Origin of the sequence: Streptomyces sp. NPDC005393 (assembly GCF_040606675.1) — a bacterium.
In the GTDB taxonomy this organism is placed as follows: Bacteria; Actinomycetota; Actinomycetes; order Streptomycetales; family Streptomycetaceae; genus Streptomyces.
Genome location: NZ_JBEXFG010000038.1, coordinates 52,436 through 66,033, shown reverse-complemented (window position 1 = coordinate 66,033; position 13,598 = coordinate 52,436). Strand labels below are relative to the sequence as shown.

Genomic DNA, 13,598 nt, shown 5'->3' with positions numbered 1-13,598 from the left:
GGCGGACCGGGGGCGCGGGCGCCGCGACCGGCGCCGGCGCCGCCGGGGCGGCCCCCGGAGCGGCTGCCGCGGCGGTGCCCCTCGCCGCGCCCCGCCGGTCGGCGCGGCGGGTGTGGTTGGCAGGGATTGCCGCCGCGTTGCTCTGTGCCGGGGTGGTCAGCTTCTACGCCTCCGCCAGCCCCGACGGGCTGGAGAAGGTCGCGCACGACAAGGGCATCGACGAGAAGGCCGAGGAGCACGCCGCCAAGGACTCCCCGCTCGCCGACTACGGCGTCAAGGACATCGCCGACGCCCGGCTCTCCGGCGGGCTCGCCGGGGTGATCGGGGTGGGGGCGACGCTCGCCGTCGGGTCCGGGGTGTTCGTCCTCGTACGGCGCCGCAGGACAGCGGCGGCGGCAGACCGCTCCGAGACGGTCTGACATGGGCGCGGGCCACGCTCACAAGCTCTACCGCGAGGGCCGGTCGCCGGTGCACGCCCTGCCGCCGCACTGCAAGATCGCCGCCGTCTTCTGCTTCGTCCTGGTCGTCGTCTCCACGCCCCGCGAGGCCGTCTGGGCCTTCGCCCTGTACGCCGCGCTGCTGGCGGGCGTGGCGGCGGTGGCCCGGATTCCGGCGGGGTGTCTGCTCCGGCGGCTGCTGATCGAGATCCCGTTCGTGGCCTTCGCCGTGCTGATGCCGTTCGTCGCGCAGGGCCCGCGTGTCGATGTGCTGGGGATGTCGCTCAGCCAGTCCGGGCTGTGGAGCGCCTGGAACATCCTCGCCAAGGGCACGCTGGGCGTCGCCGCCTCCGTACTCCTGGCGTCCACGACCGAGCTGCGCGGCCTGCTGCTGGGGCTCCAGCGGCTGCGGATGCCCCCGCTGCTGGTGCAGATCGCCTCGTTCATGATCCGCTACGGGGACGTCATCTCCGATGAGATGCGCCGGATGCGGATCGCGCGCCAGTCGCGCGGTTTCGAGGCGCGGGGAGTGCGTCAGTGGGGGGTGCTGGCCAAGTCGGCGGGGGCGCTGTTCATCCGGTCGTACGAGCGGGGTGAGCGGGTCCACCTCGCGATGGTCAGCCGTGGCTATACGGGCACCATGCCGGTGATCGACGATGTGACGGCGTCCCGGGCCCAGTGGACATACGCCGCCGCCCTCCCGCTGACCGCGCTGGCGGTCTGCCTGACCGGATGGATGACCCGATGACCACCCCGACCACCCCGCCCTCCCTCCAGGTGTCCGGCCTGGCATACGCCTACCCCGACGGCCACCAGGCCCTCTTCGGCGTCGATCTGACCGTCGCCCGCGGTGAGCGCGTCGCCCTGCTCGGCCCCAACGGGGCGGGCAAGACCACCCTGGTCCTCCATCTCAACGGCATCCTGGCCGCGGGTGCCGGGTCGGTCACGGTCGCGGGGCTGCCCGTGTCCAAGGCGCATCTGGCCGAGATCCGCCGCCGCGTGGGCATCGTCTTCCAGGACCCGGACGACCAGCTGTTCATGCCGACCGTGCGCGAGGACGTCGCCTTCGGCCCGGCAGCGGCCGGGATGCGCGGCGCGGAGCTGGAGGAGCGGATCCGGCGGGCCCTGGAGCGGGTCGGCATGGCGGAGTTCGCCGACCGGCCGCCCCACCACCTCTCCTTCGGGCAGCGGCGCCGGGTGGCCGTCGCGACCGTGCTGGCAATGGAGCCGGAGATCCTGGTCCTCGACGAGCCCTCCTCCAACCTCGACCCGGCCTCGCGCCGCGAACTCGCCGACATCCTGCGGTCCTTGGACGTCACCGTGCTGATGGTCACGCACGATCTGCCGTACGCGCTGGAGCTGTGCCCGCGCTCGGTGGTGCTCAGCGGCGGTGTGATCGCGGCGGACGGCACCACCCAGGATCTGCTGTGCGACGAGCGGCTGATGCGCGAGCACCGGCTGGAGCTGCCCTTCGGCTTCGACCCCCGTTCGGTGACCGTCCCCGTCCGGTGACGATCCCCGTCCGTCCGGCGATGGCCCCGGTCCGGCCCTCCCGCCGGGGACGTTGCACCATAAGGGGATACAGCACACACGCGCGGGTCGGCATGGGCAGGAGTCGGATCAGTGGTGGACGTCCAGGGCACGGTGGCCGACGGTTTCGAACCTGTCCGGGACGCTTTCGCGGAGAACTTCGCCCGGCGCGGCGAGCGCGGCGCGGCCCTCGTCCTCTACCGGGAGGGCGAGAAGGCCGTCGATCTGTGGGGCGGTACGAAGGAGCCGGCCGCCGGCGATGACGGCGCTGACGGCGAGCCCTGGGCCCAGGACACCGCCCAGGTCGTCCGGTCCGTCACCAAGGGCGTCGCGGCCGCCGTCCCCCTGCTGCTCCACCAGCGCGGCCAGCTGGACCTGGACGGCCGGGTCGGCACGTACTGGCCGGAGTTCAAGGCGAACGGCAAGGAGCGGGTGCTGGTCCGGCATCTGCTCGCGCACCGGACCGGGGTGCCCGTCCTCGACACCCCGCTGAGCCCGGCCGAGGCCGTCGACGGCATATCCGGGCCGCGGGCCGTCGCCGCCCAGCGGCCCGTATGGGAACCCGGCACGGCGCACGGGTACCACGCCCAGACGTACAGCTGGCTGCTGAGCGAGCTGGTGCGGCGGGTGACCGGGCGGACCATCGGGCGCTGGATCGCCGAGGAGGTCGCCGGTCCGCTCGGGCTCGACCTGTGGCTCGGGCTGCCGGAGGAACAGCGGGGCCGGGTCGGCCGGATCGAGGCGGTGGAGGCGCCCGTCGCGCCCGCCGCCCAGAGGCTGCGGCTGCGCCCCAAGCGGTCGGTGGCCGAGGCGTACCAGGACCCCGAGTCGCTGACCCGGCGCGCGTTCGCCGCGATCAGCCCGCTGCCGGACGAGAACGAACCCGCGTATCTCGCCGCCGAGCTGCCCGCCTCGGGCGGGGTCGCGACCGCCGACGCGCTGGCCCGCTTCTACGCGGCGCTGATCGGCCCGCTGCCGTCGGCCCGTACGGCCCGCTCGGGCGGGCGGCTCTTCGCGCCGGCGACGCTCACCATGGCGCGTACGGAGGAGTCCGCCGGGCCGGACCACGTGCTGGTCGTCGGCACCCGCTTCGGGCTCGGCTACATGCTGCACGGCCCGGCCTCCCCGCTGCTGGGCCCTGGCTCCTTCGGCCACCCGGGGCGCGGCGGCTCGCTCGCCTTCGCCGACCCGGAGGCGCGGATCGGCTTCGGCTACGTCACCAACGCCATGCAGCGGGGCGTCACCGCGGACCCGCGCGCGCAGGCGCTGGTGCGCGCGGTGCGCAAGAGCCTGGCCACGCGCGGCGAGGCGTAGGCGCGGTCTGCCGGATCTTCGCGCGCTGCGACGCCGCCGTGCCCGAGACGGGCGCGCCTCGCCGCCTTGCCGGGACGCGGGGCGCCCCCGGCACTGCGTTGCTCCCTCAGCTACCGCTGTGGGGAGGTGCCATGGCGCCGGACGCCGCGGCCTGATCCGTGGCGGGCGGCGCCCGGCGGCGGTCCGAATCCGGGCGCCGCCGTCCGGCGCGGGGCGACTGCGTGTGGACCGGCCTGGGCAGTGTTACCGGCGGGCGCCCCGCCGATGGGGCCGGGTTGACGGAAGGGGCACAGGGTGCGGAGGTTCGAGGGCTACGCGGTCATGCTCACCGGCGCGGGACGCGGTATCGGCGAGGTGACCGCCCGCCGGTTCGCCGCCGAGGGGGCGCGGGTGCTCGTCACCGACCTGGACGGCGAACGGGCCGCGAAGACGGCGGCCTCGATACGCGCCGACGGCGGCGAGGCCGAGTCGCTGGTGTGCGACGTCGCCGAACGGGCGGACGCCGAGGCGGCCGTGGCGCACGCGGTACGGAGCTTCAGCAGGCTGGACGTCCTGGTCAACAACGCCCATTCCTGCCACCCGGACACCCCGCTGTTCGAGGACCAGCCCGACGACGCATGGCACCAGGACCTCGACATCACCCTCGGCGGCGCCTTCCGCTGCGCCCGCGCCGCGCTCCCACATCTGGCCGCCGCGGACGGCCGTGGCGCGATCGTCAACGTCGGCTCGGTCAACGGCGAAAAGGACTTCGGCAACCACGCCTACAGCGCCGCCAAGGCGGGTCTGGACAGCCTCACCCGCACCCTCGCCGGTCACGCCGCCCCGCGCGGCGTCCGCGTCAACCTCGTGGCTCCCGGCACCATCCGCACCCCGGGCTGGGACGGCCGCGAGGACGCCCTGCGCCGCGCCGCGTCCGTCTATCCATTGGGCCGGGTCGGCGAGCCGGCCGATATCGCCGCCGCCATCACCTTCCTCGCCTCCCGCGACGCCGCGTGGATCACCGGCGTCACCCTCCCGGTGGACGGCGGCCTGCTGATGAGCAACGTGGCCCTGCGCCGTGCCTTCGGTCACGGGGTGGCCGCCGACGAGGCGTCGTCGTAAGCGCTCCCCTGCTGGGGCGCGTGACCTCCGCGAAAACGCTTGAGGAGATAGTTGCGCCAGGTCAAGCATCTTTTTCGGGGGGTACCGGGGCGCCGCAGTCGGCGGAGCCGCGAGCACCCAACGACACGCCGCGGGCCCCCACCTCGCCCGCTGCTCACGTGGTCCGGGCCGGGGTCAGGCGCCGGCGCCGGGGAGCGTCTCGGCGATCTCGAACATGTTGCCCCACGGGTCCCGGAAGAAGGCCAGACGGCGACTGATGTCCGCGATCTCGAAGGGCGCACCGACCAGGTCCACCCTGCGGCGCTCCAGCTCCGCGCGGGCCTGGTCGACGTTCTCGACGCGCAGGCACACATGGTGGTAGCCGCCGTGTCGCAGGCTGACATCCAGGTCATCGAGGACCTTGTTGGGGGAGGGGACGGGGCCGGCCAGCAGTTCGAGGTGGAAGTCGTCGTCGTTGGGCGGGCTGAGGTAGGCCAGCCGCAGTTCGCCGTAGGGCCACTCCTGCAGGACGCGGAAGTCGAGCTTCTCGGTGTACCAGGCCTTGGCCGCCTCGTAGTCCGGGACGCGGATGCCGATGTGGTGGCCGGCGAAGGAGGCAAACGGGCTGGCGGGGTTCTTCGGCGGGTTGGCGGGCATGGGCATGGCAGCTCTCCTGACGACGCGGTGGAGACCTGGGCCGACGGTCTCGGCCCCGGTCCGGCCCGGGTGGGGCGGGGTCATCAGTCAACGCTGTCGGGACGTGCCTTTCCACGACCCGGCAAGCCCCGCGCGGCCGGCCTGCGCCGAGCCCGTGCCTGACGGCGCGCCGCCGTGTCGAGATCGGGCCCGCTACCGGCGTGGTTCGAGGCGCCGGCCGAGGAAGACTGGGACAGTGCCGAGCAGGTGGAGGATGCCATCGACACCCTGGCGGCGACGGGCCCAACGCTTGGCCGTCCGCTGGTCGACCGGATCCAGGGTACTGGAAACCATCACTTGAAGGAGTTGAGACCGGGGTCGTCTGGGAGCAGTGAGATCCGGATGCCCTTCGCGTTCGATCCGGTGCGCCGGGCGGTGCTGCTGGTGGCCGGCGACAAGGCTGGGAACTGGCAGGGCTGGTACGACACCAACATCCCGATCGCAGAGAAGCGCTACCGGGCGCACCTTATGGATCTTTAGACCAGGGAGTACGAATGAGCACTGTCAGCTGGGAGGAGACCAAGCGCAAGGCGCGCGAGCGGCGTGAGGCCGCTGGGCTGCCGGTGCGGTCGGCGCAGGAGAAGCAGGCGGCGATGGACCGGCTGACGGCGGAGGTGCGCGCTCACAAGCTCGCAGAGGTTCGGCGTGAGCAAGCGTTGACCCAGCGCCAAGTCGCCGCGTCCATGGGCGTGTCCGCTCCTCGGGTCTCCGCGATCGAGCACGGCGAACTGGACCGTGCCGAGGTAGCGACGCTTCGCTCCTATGTGGAAGCACTCGGTGGTCGGCTGCGTGTGGTCGCGGACTTTGGGGATGCGGAGTACACCGTCGCCTGACAAGGGATGTTGACGCAGGCCCGAAAGCTCCAGCCATTGAGTGAACGGGAGTCCCGATTGGGTGATGCGGGGTGCTCGGCGCATACGAGCAGGGCCTCCTGAACAGCTCGTTGGTGTCGAATCACCGAGCAGCAGGAGGCCCCGGTGCCGCAGTCTTCCGTGCCGATGTCCGGGCAGTCCAAGCGATCGCACGGTCCGAGGCGTCCCAGAGGCTCTGACCGCGGGTGCCGGATGGCTACGCGGACGGGCCGCTGGGCGCGGTGAGGCCGGTGGCGGTGGCCTGGAGGAGGCGGGTGAGGCGTGGTTCGAAGTCGAGTGCGGCGTGGCCCCAGCGGGGTTCCTGGGCGTAGAGCTCGGCGAGGGTGGGAGTGGGGTGGGCGAGCTGCCACAGGTTGGCGGTCACGCCCAGCGCCGTCGCGATGAGGTCGTGGACCTGCCCGGCGGTCATGGTCCCGGTGGCCGTCAGGGTGTCGACGATGGTGTCGTAGGCCGCGAAGGAGTGGGTCTTGTAGCGGCGGGCGCATTCGATGTCGACCTCGCCTTCGAGGCTGAGCGGTACGTGGGTGAGCAGGTCACAGAAGAGCGGCAGTGAGGTGAGGGTGGCGCTCACGGCGGTGGCGGTCTCGGGCGGTGTGAGGCCGCGGGCGCCGGCCAGGTGGGCGGTGAGCGTGTCGCGCCACTGGTTCCAGCCGCGCTCGGCGAGTTCGAGCAGGAGTTCTTCCTTGCTGGCGAAGTAGCGCCTGACGGCGGAGGGGTGCAGGCCGGCGGCTTCGGTGACCTCCGCGAGCGTGATGTGGCGGACCCCGCCGCGGTCGGCGGCCAGGGTGCGGGCGGCTTCCAGCAGGTCCTCGGCGCGGCGGAGTTTGGCCTCCTGCGAGCGGGCTCGACGGTGCATGCCTCATTTTAACGCAACCGGGGTGCGTTAAATGTCGGGGCCTGCTAGCGTGGAGATAACGCAATCCAGTTGCGTTAAATGCCGGCAGTCGCAAGTCTTCCTGGGCAACCGGCTAATTGCCGGAGGCCCAGGCCGTGACACAGCTTGCATCAAGGCGTTCGAGGGGACTCTGCACATGTCATCCGTCTTTTTCGTTACTGGTACCTCGCGGGGCTTGGGGCATGCCATCGCAGAAGCAGCTCTCGCCGCCGGCCACCGGGTCGCGGCCAGTGCGCGCGATCCGAGGTCTCTGGATGCTCTGGTGTCGCAGTACGGCCACCGCGTGCACGCCCTCCGCCTCGACGTCACCGATCCGGTGGCGGCGCAGGCGGCGGTCACCGAGGCACAGGAGGTGTTCGGGCGTATCGACGTCGCGGTCAACAATGCGGGTCAGGGGGACAGGGTCGCCCTGGAGGACACCGCCATTGAGGTGTTCCGGCGCCAGGTCGAAACCAACTTCCTCGGTACGGTCTACGTCACCAAGGCAGTCGTGCCCATCATGCGCAGGCAGGGAAGTGGCCGGATCATCCAGATCTCCTCACTCGGGGGACGCATCGGCAGTCCAGGCATGACGGCATACCAGTCGGCGAAGTGGGCCGTCGGCGGATTCAGCGAGGCACTGTCCGCCGAGGTGGCACCCCTGGGAATCAAGGTCACGGTCGTCGAACCGGGTGGCATGCGCACCGACTGGGCCGGCGCGTCCATGGAGACTCCGCCGGTGAGCCCGCCCTACGAGCAAACAGTCGGCGCCTCGGCACGCTCCATGGCCGGGTTCGAGAAAACTGCCAACAGCGACCCGGCAAAAGTAGCCCAGCTCGTGCTCACCGTGGCTTCGCTGGACGATCCTCCGCTGCGCATCCTCGCCGGCAGCGACGCCTTCGACTACGGACGCGAAGTCTGGCGCGCACGCGTGAAGACCGACGAATACTGGGAAGAACTCAGCAGGTCCACCGACCACAATGATGCCGGAGACACCTGGCAGCAGCAGCGGGGCAACAGCTTGCCCGACGTGTCGTCATAACCGGGCAGAGAGTTGTCGCCGGCACCACGGTGTGCGCACGAAGCAATTCCGCCGCTCGACCCGAGCCTCCCTGTCCGCGACCGACGCCTCCACGCGTTCGAGGCCTGTTCGGCGTCGCCACGACGACGTGCTACGTTGCAGGTTCGGCGAAGGGCGACAACTGCGGTGCGGTACAAGACGTCTTCAGCCCGGTCCCACGATCAGCCGTGGCCACATCGGATCAAGGCCGCCCCCGGTCCGCCCCGGGCAGTCTCGCCTTGGGCTCTCGCACTCTCGTCAAACGGGGTGCTGGTGAGGCAGGGATCCATCTCCCCGGGCGGGACGTTCCAGGTTTCCTGGCTGCCGACGGACACTCCTGCGCGTATTCCGCCGGGACGCATCATGCCGGCCTGGGAATCCACCGAGGATGCTCCGACGAGCGTCACCGCCTGGCTCGGGACCGCGGGAGACCAGGTGCTGCCGGCCGGCTGGCCGTCCCTGACAGGTGACTGGAGCGGCGTCGTTCCGGCCCCACGGTGGCCGAGGTGATGGGCCCGCACTCCGCCCTCCGTCTGGCCACGATCGCCCTGGAATGCCTGATCGACTGAGGGGCCATTGCCCCGCACCCCACCCGCAGGGCACCCCGGTCCTGACGGAAGTCCATGACGTACAAGCACGGCAAGAGGAGCTTTCAATGATCAACAGGCGAGCTTTTTCAAAGGTGTTCACCGCGGGCGCGGCGGCGGCGACCTCCGTGCCCGGGCTTGCGGCGGCTTCGGCGGCCACACCGGGCGCGGGCAGGCCGGGCACGACCACACCCGGCGTCGGCGGACCCGTGGTCATTCCCCCGATCACACCAGGCACACACACCTCCCTCAGCTTACTCAAGCAGGTCAGAGCCGGCGAACTGAACATCGGTTACGCCGAGGAAGGACCCGCCGACGGTCCCGTGGTCATCTGCCTGCACGGCTGGCCGTACGACATCCACTCATTCGTCGATGTCGCACCCACACTGGCGGCCGCAGGCTACCGGGTCATCGTCCCGTACCTGCGCGGGCACGGCACCACGACCTTCCTGTCCCCGCGAGCCGTCCGCAACGCACAGCAGTCGGCCATCGCCCTGGACATCATCGCGCTGATGGACACCCTGAAGATCCGCAAGGCGGTGCTGGCCGGCTTCGACTGGGGCTCACGCACCGCCGACATCATCGCGGCCCTGTGGCCCGACCGCGTCAAGGCCCTGGTATCCGTGAGCGGCTACCTGATCACCAACCTCAAGAAGCAGAAACTGCCCCTCAAGCCCGGACCCGAACACGTGTGGTGGTACCAGTACTACTTCGCCACCGACCGCGGCCAGGACGGCTTTCGCACATACACCAAGGAATTCACACGACTCGTCTGGCAACTCGTCTCCCCGACATGGAACTTCGACGACGCCACCTTCGACCGCACCGCGGCCGCCTTCAGCAACCCCGACTACGTCCCCATCGTCATCCACAACTACCGATGGCGCCTCAGCCTCGCCGACGGCGAACGCCGCTACGACCACCTGGAGAAGCGGCTCGCCGCCACCCCCACCATCTCGGTCCCCACCATCACCCTCGACGCTGAACTCGACCCCTTCACAACCCCTGACAACGGCGCCTCCTACCGCTCCATGTTCACCGGCCCGTACGCCCACCGGACATTGAACGGCATCGGCCACAACGTCCCCCAAGAAGCACCCCAAGCCTTCACCCAGGCCGTCATGGACGCCGACAACCTCTGACGCTGAGGATCGCCTATCTTGCTGGGAGACAGACCATGTCCACATCCGCCCACATGCCCGCCGATCCGACGTCGAGCTACCGGGCTGTCGAGAACCTGATCGCACGTTACGCCGAACTCGTGGACGACGGCGATTTCGCGGGGCTCGGCAGCCTGCTCGCTGACGCCACTTTCACCGGAAGCAGCGCGCCGGTGAGCGGCCGTGAAACGATCGAGAAGATGTTCCGGGACACTCTGATCGTCTACGCCGACGGCACGCCGCGAACCCAGCACGTCACGACCAATATTGCGATCGAGGTCGACGAACAGGCGAGCACGGCGGTCTCGCGTTCGTACGTCACCGTGTTGCAGGCGCTGCCCGACCTGCCGCTGCAACCCATCGCCAGTGGTCGGTACCATGATCGCTTCGAGCGCCGTAACGGGCAGTGGCGCTTCGTGGAGCGACGCGTCCGCATCAACCTCGTCGGCGATGTAAGTCGTCATCTGCGCCAAGTTGCCGCACAGCGGTAGATCTTCGCCGGCGAGAAAAGCCACAGGTCGAGGACCTGGGGCTTATTTGTTGTCTGGACCTCTTCGGAGACTCCGTGCCATATCCGTACCGAATGGCGCGGAATTCGGCGGATACGGAGCGGCGGAATGGCCGCGAGTGACCGTTGGACGCCGCGACTGCCCGAACGGCGAGACGTCGGCGGCGGTCTGGAGGATCGCCGCGCTTTGGTGATGGAGCCGTCGATGGCTATCTGGTCGAGGACGAGGCCGACGATCCCGTCGTAGGACTCCTGCGCGATCTGCTTGAACTTGGCGAAGACGCCGAGCCGGATCCACTCGTCGCGACGGTTGCGGATCGTGGTGGCTGAGCAGGTCGTGTCGCCGATCACCTGGTAGGAGCAGCCGAATCGCAGGAGCTGCAGCATCTTGGCGGAGTCGGCCCAGACGATGGTGATCTCGGGGTGCATCAGGCGGAGCCGGAAGAGGACTTCCTTGGCGGCGGCGCTGTGAAAGCAGGTCGACATGCGGAACTGTATTGGCAGGATCTTCGAACGGGTGACGAAGGCGGTACGGCCCGGCCCGGGTCGGCATCGGACAGTCAAGACAAGCCTCGCGGTGAGTTGCGGCGATGCTCCGACGCTGCGACTTCCCCACGTACCTCAGGTATCGGTTCGGCCGGTGCCGCGCGGTGAGGATGTCGACCTTGTCCGGCCGTATCTCGTGGCCCATGAGAGGCGGCAGGTGCGGCGTCCGGACGGTCTCCCTCGCGTGGAGTTGGTGTGTGCTCCGCACGGGATGGTGGTCGTCCGGTGAGTACGCAACCGCGACTGCTGCCGTGGAACGGAATGGCTGGTCAACCGTGCTATCTGGTGACCGGTGAGGAGGGTACGGGGCATGTGTCGAAGCTCGCTGACGAGATGGAAGCGGTTCAGCTCCGAATGGGCGTTGAACTCCTCGACCATGCCCGCGTACTGCTCGGCGACCCCAAGGTGGACGTCGAAGAGCTTCGCTTCCTCTCCAACCGTCTGATCGAGGCGCTACGCGATGCGCTCCGGGTCGCGGAGAGTCGCGGTGGGCCTCTCCCCGTTCCCCACGCGGACGAGGACGACGGACCGGTTCAAGCGAATGGGGCATGCGGATGAATCAGGACCGGCGCGCTCAGTCTGAGTGGCAGATCGAGGCCACTCCGGCGGGACTGCGCGTACACCGTGATGAGGACGGCAAGGACGAGGCCGTACGCGAAGACCGACAGCACCCCGCCGAGCAGCCCGCGCCGTGCGGTCGGGCGGAGTTGGGCGATGAGGGCGCGACGGCGGGTGGCGAGGGCGTAGGCGGGGACGGCGAAGCCTTCCAGGATCACCAGCCAGGCGATATAGCCGAGGGGGTGCCGGAGGCGCGGACGCCCAGGCCGTCCACGACGGTGTACGCGGCGATGGACAGGCCGGTGGCGACGGCGGCGGTGAGGGCGAGCCAGGGCGGTCCGCCGGTGGCCTGCGACCCGTCCCGCGGCCTACCGGAGGGGGCCGACCCGTCCCGTGTCCTGCGGGAGCCCCGGACGCCCCACAGCGCCACGCCGAGGAGCCCTGCCGAGGCCAGCGCGATCCCCGCCGCCTGCCAGCGGTCCGGCCTCTCTCCGACGAAGACCGCGCCGAGCACGGTCACCACCAGCGGCGCGGTGCCGCGCGCGATCGGATACATCTGGCCGAAGTCGCCGAGGTGGAACGAGCGCATCAGCAGGATGCAGTAGACGACGTGGACGACCGCCGAGGCCGGCAGATACGGCCAGGCGCCCGCCGCCGGTACGGAGGTGAACGGGGCCAGCGCCAGCCCGCACACCGCTCCGCCGCCGCCCACCAGCGTGAAGGCGAGGAGCTGATCCCGGATGCCATACGCGATCGCGTTCCAGCTCGCGTGGGTGACGGCCGCGATGAGCACCGCGACCGCGACGAGCGGTGTCACGCGCTCTGCTCGCGCACATCCACCAGGGTGCCCTCGGCATGCGCGATGAGCGCCTTGGGGGCGAGCGGGAAGACGGCGTGCGGGGTGCCGGCCGCGGCCCAGACGGTCTTGTGGGCGAGCAGCCCTCGGTCGGCGAGGACCCGGGTGCGGACGCGGTGGCCGAAGGGCGGCACCCCGCCGATGGCGTAGCCGGTGGTCTCCCGTACCAGCGCCGCGTTGGCCCGCCGGACGGCCTCGGCGCCCAGTTCGCGCCGTACCAGCTCGACGTCGACCCGGGAGGCGCCGTCCATCAGCACCAGTACCGGCTGCCCGTCCGCCTCGAAGACGAGGGACTTGACGATCTGGCTCAGCTCACAGCCGATCGCGGCCGCGGCCTCGGCGGCGGTGCGGGTGGTGCCGGGGAAGCGGCGTACCTCGACGTCCAGACCGAGTTCGCGCAGGGCGTCGGCGAAGCGGGGGTGGGCTGCGGTCTCCGGGGTGGCCATGGGGGCGACGCTACCCGGAGCCGTATGAGCCAGGCGAGGGCATTTGCGCCCGTGCCGGAATGCGGTCCGCTCCCTGCCGGTTACGGAGGGTCGAAGAGCCCGTCCCCGGGGGCGGGCCGCGACGAGGAGGAGACGCGGATGTCGTGGGGTATCGCTCTGCCGGCCGGTGACGAGCACACCGGCAATCTGGTGACCGAGCTGATCGACCAGGTCCGTCAGGCCGCCGACGCCGGGATCGGCTCGGTCTGGTTCTCGCAGCAACAGCATGTCGACGCGGTGACGCTGGCCGCGCTCGCGGGCCAGGCGGTGCCGGGGATCGGGACCGGCACCAGCGTCGTACCGATCTACCCCCGCCACCCGATCATCCTCGCCGCGCAGGCGCGCACCGCCCAGGCGGCCTCCGGCGGGCGCTTCCAGCTGGGGCTCGGGCTGTCCAGCAAGGCGATGGTCGAGGAGAGCTATGGGGTGCCGTTCGAGCGGCCGATCCGGCATCTGCGCGAATACCTCACGGTCCTGCGCACCCTGCTGACCGAGGGCACGGTGGACTTCGACGGCGAGACGCTGCGGGCCCGTACCATCTTCGGCCCGGCCGTGGTCCCGGGCGCCGAGCCGGCCCCCGTCCTGGTCGCCGCCATGGGCCCCCAGGCGCTGCGCGTGACCGGCGAACTCGCCGACGGCACGCTGCCCTTCCTCGCCACCTCCAGGGCCCTCGCCGAGTACGTCGTCCCGACGATCGGGGCCGCGGCCGAGGCGGCGGGGCGGCCCGCGCCGCGCGTCGTGGCCATGGTCCCCGCCCTGGTCACCGCGGACGCGGAGGCGCTGCGGCGGCGGGCGCGCGAGCAGTTCGCCTTCTACGAGCGGATCCCGTCCTACCGCGACATCCTGGACCGCGGGGGCGTCGAGCACGCCGGGGACGTCATGGCGCTCGGCGATGAGGAGACGGTCGCCGCGGAGCTCCGCCGCTACACCGAAGCGGGCGCGACCGACCTCATCGTCTCCCAGTCCGGTATGGGCAGCGAGGAGGACCGGCTGCGCACCTGGCGGCTGCTGGGCGAGCTGTCCGCGCAGGCGTAA

Annotated in this window: 15 protein-coding genes and 2 pseudogenes; 12 read left to right on the top strand and 5 right to left on the bottom strand. The window is 70.8% G+C overall.

Annotated features, from left to right (window positions below; genetic code table 11):
- From ABZS71_RS26595 to ABZS71_RS26575, 5 genes are all read left to right on the top strand, one after another.
- On the top strand, positions 1 to 419 hold a 419-nt coding region (locus tag ABZS71_RS26595), incomplete at its 5' end, for a PDGLE domain-containing protein (RefSeq protein ID WP_356214146.1).
- 1 nt (position 420) lies between these two features.
- On the top strand, positions 421 to 1,185 hold the full coding sequence (cbiQ, locus tag ABZS71_RS26590; RefSeq protein ID WP_356214144.1) for a cobalt ECF transporter T component CbiQ: 765 nt from the start codon (positions 421 to 423) through the stop codon (positions 1,183 to 1,185).
- A complete protein-coding gene (locus ABZS71_RS26585) occupies positions 1,182 to 1,949 on the top strand; it encodes an ABC transporter ATP-binding protein (protein WP_355858257.1) in 768 nt (255 codons plus the stop codon). Before cbiQ ends, ABZS71_RS26585 begins: the two co-directional genes overlap by 4 nt.
- Positions 1,950 to 2,060: 111 nt before the next feature.
- Complete coding sequence (locus tag ABZS71_RS26580) at positions 2,061 to 3,281, top strand: serine hydrolase domain-containing protein (protein ID WP_356214142.1); 1,221 nt, start codon at positions 2,061 to 2,063, stop codon at positions 3,279 to 3,281.
- A gap of 294 nt (positions 3,282 to 3,575) precedes the next feature.
- Positions 3,576 to 4,382, top strand: a complete 807-nt coding sequence (locus tag ABZS71_RS26575) for an SDR family NAD(P)-dependent oxidoreductase (RefSeq protein WP_356214140.1) — start codon at positions 3,576 to 3,578, stop codon at positions 4,380 to 4,382.
- A 174-nt stretch (positions 4,383 to 4,556) separates the two neighbouring features.
- Here the strand turns inward: ABZS71_RS26575 and ABZS71_RS26570 are convergent, their stop codons facing one another.
- Entirely contained in the window at positions 4,557 to 5,024 is a 468-nt protein-coding gene (locus ABZS71_RS26570) for a VOC family protein (RefSeq protein WP_356214138.1), read from the bottom strand.
- Between the two features lie 168 nt (positions 5,025 to 5,192).
- On the opposite strand from ABZS71_RS26570, the gene ABZS71_RS26565 reads away from it, so the two are divergent.
- Positions 5,193 to 5,537, top strand: a complete 345-nt coding sequence (locus ABZS71_RS26565; protein ID WP_356214136.1) for a type II toxin-antitoxin system RelE/ParE family toxin — start codon at positions 5,193 to 5,195, stop codon at positions 5,535 to 5,537.
- A gap of 14 nt (positions 5,538 to 5,551) precedes the next feature.
- The gene (locus tag ABZS71_RS26560; protein ID WP_356214134.1) at positions 5,552 to 5,890 is read left to right on the top strand and encodes an XRE family transcriptional regulator; all 339 of its coding nucleotides are present in this window, start codon (positions 5,552 to 5,554) and stop codon (positions 5,888 to 5,890) included.
- Positions 5,891 to 6,125: 235 nt separating this feature from the next.
- On the opposite strand, the gene ABZS71_RS26555 is transcribed toward ABZS71_RS26560, so the two are convergent.
- Positions 6,126 to 6,785: a TetR family transcriptional regulator gene (locus ABZS71_RS26555; RefSeq protein WP_356214132.1), complete on the bottom strand. Its 660-nt coding sequence runs from the start codon at positions 6,783 to 6,785 to the stop codon at positions 6,126 to 6,128.
- Positions 6,786 to 6,960: 175 nt separating this feature from the next.
- Between ABZS71_RS26555 and ABZS71_RS26550 the strand changes: the two genes are divergently transcribed.
- From ABZS71_RS26550 to ABZS71_RS26540, 3 genes are all read left to right on the top strand, one after another.
- Entirely contained in the window at positions 6,961 to 7,845 is an 885-nt protein-coding gene (locus tag ABZS71_RS26550; protein WP_356214130.1) for an SDR family NAD(P)-dependent oxidoreductase, read from the top strand.
- 673 nt (positions 7,846 to 8,518) lie between these two features.
- Entirely contained in the window at positions 8,519 to 9,592 is a 1,074-nt protein-coding gene (locus tag ABZS71_RS26545; protein ID WP_356214128.1) for an alpha/beta hydrolase, read from the top strand.
- Positions 9,593 to 9,627: 35 nt separating this feature from the next.
- Complete coding sequence (locus ABZS71_RS26540; RefSeq protein ID WP_356214126.1) at positions 9,628 to 10,101, top strand: nuclear transport factor 2 family protein; 474 nt, start codon at positions 9,628 to 9,630, stop codon at positions 10,099 to 10,101.
- Positions 10,102 to 10,301: 200 nt separating this feature from the next.
- Here ABZS71_RS26540 and ABZS71_RS26535 read toward each other — a convergent pair.
- A pseudogene (locus tag ABZS71_RS26535) lies at positions 10,302 to 10,604 on the bottom strand (hypothetical protein); the annotation flags it as partial.
- 345 nt (positions 10,605 to 10,949) lie between these two features.
- Between ABZS71_RS26535 and ABZS71_RS26530 the strand changes: the two are divergent.
- Positions 10,950 to 11,222: a hypothetical protein gene (locus tag ABZS71_RS26530; protein WP_356214124.1), complete on the top strand. Its 273-nt coding sequence runs from the start codon at positions 10,950 to 10,952 to the stop codon at positions 11,220 to 11,222.
- Positions 11,223 to 11,302: 80 nt separating this feature from the next.
- Here ABZS71_RS26530 and ABZS71_RS26525 read toward each other — a convergent pair.
- Both ABZS71_RS26525 and ABZS71_RS26520 read right to left on the bottom strand, forming a co-directional pair.
- Positions 11,303 to 12,039, bottom strand: a pseudogene (locus tag ABZS71_RS26525) (EamA family transporter); the annotation flags it as partial.
- Complete coding sequence (locus ABZS71_RS26520; protein WP_356214122.1) at positions 12,036 to 12,524, bottom strand: YbaK/EbsC family protein; 489 nt, start codon at positions 12,522 to 12,524, stop codon at positions 12,036 to 12,038. The gene ABZS71_RS26520 and the pseudogene ABZS71_RS26525, both read right to left, overlap by 4 nt.
- Before the next feature lie 138 nt (positions 12,525 to 12,662).
- Between ABZS71_RS26520 and ABZS71_RS26515 the strand changes: the two genes are divergently transcribed.
- A complete protein-coding gene (locus tag ABZS71_RS26515) occupies positions 12,663 to 13,598 on the top strand; it encodes a TIGR03564 family F420-dependent LLM class oxidoreductase (protein ID WP_356214120.1) in 936 nt (311 codons plus the stop codon).

What these genes read in the sequence shown, in the direction of transcription:
- cbiQ (WP_356214144.1), top strand. Translation starts at nt 421, where the DNA reads ATGGGCGCGGGCCACGCTCACAAGCTCTACCGCGAGGGCCGGTCGCCG.
- ABZS71_RS26585 (WP_355858257.1), top strand. Translation starts at nt 1,182, where the DNA reads ATGACCACCCCGACCACCCCGCCCTCCCTCCAGGTGTCCGGCCTGGCA.
- ABZS71_RS26570 (WP_356214138.1), bottom strand. Translation starts at nt 5,024, where the DNA reads ATGCCCATGCCCGCCAACCCGCCGAAGAACCCCGCCAGCCCGTTTGCC.
- ABZS71_RS26560 (WP_356214134.1), top strand. Translation starts at nt 5,552, where the DNA reads ATGAGCACTGTCAGCTGGGAGGAGACCAAGCGCAAGGCGCGCGAGCGG.
- ABZS71_RS26555 (WP_356214132.1), bottom strand. Translation starts at nt 6,785, where the DNA reads ATGCACCGTCGAGCCCGCTCGCAGGAGGCCAAACTCCGCCGCGCCGAG.
- ABZS71_RS26550 (WP_356214130.1), top strand. Translation starts at nt 6,961, where the DNA reads ATGTCATCCGTCTTTTTCGTTACTGGTACCTCGCGGGGCTTGGGGCAT.
- ABZS71_RS26545 (WP_356214128.1), top strand. Translation starts at nt 8,519, where the DNA reads ATGATCAACAGGCGAGCTTTTTCAAAGGTGTTCACCGCGGGCGCGGCG.
- ABZS71_RS26540 (WP_356214126.1), top strand. Translation starts at nt 9,628, where the DNA reads ATGTCCACATCCGCCCACATGCCCGCCGATCCGACGTCGAGCTACCGG.
- ABZS71_RS26520 (WP_356214122.1), bottom strand. Translation starts at nt 12,524, where the DNA reads ATGGCCACCCCGGAGACCGCAGCCCACCCCCGCTTCGCCGACGCCCTG.
- ABZS71_RS26515 (WP_356214120.1), top strand. Translation starts at nt 12,663, where the DNA reads ATGTCGTGGGGTATCGCTCTGCCGGCCGGTGACGAGCACACCGGCAAT.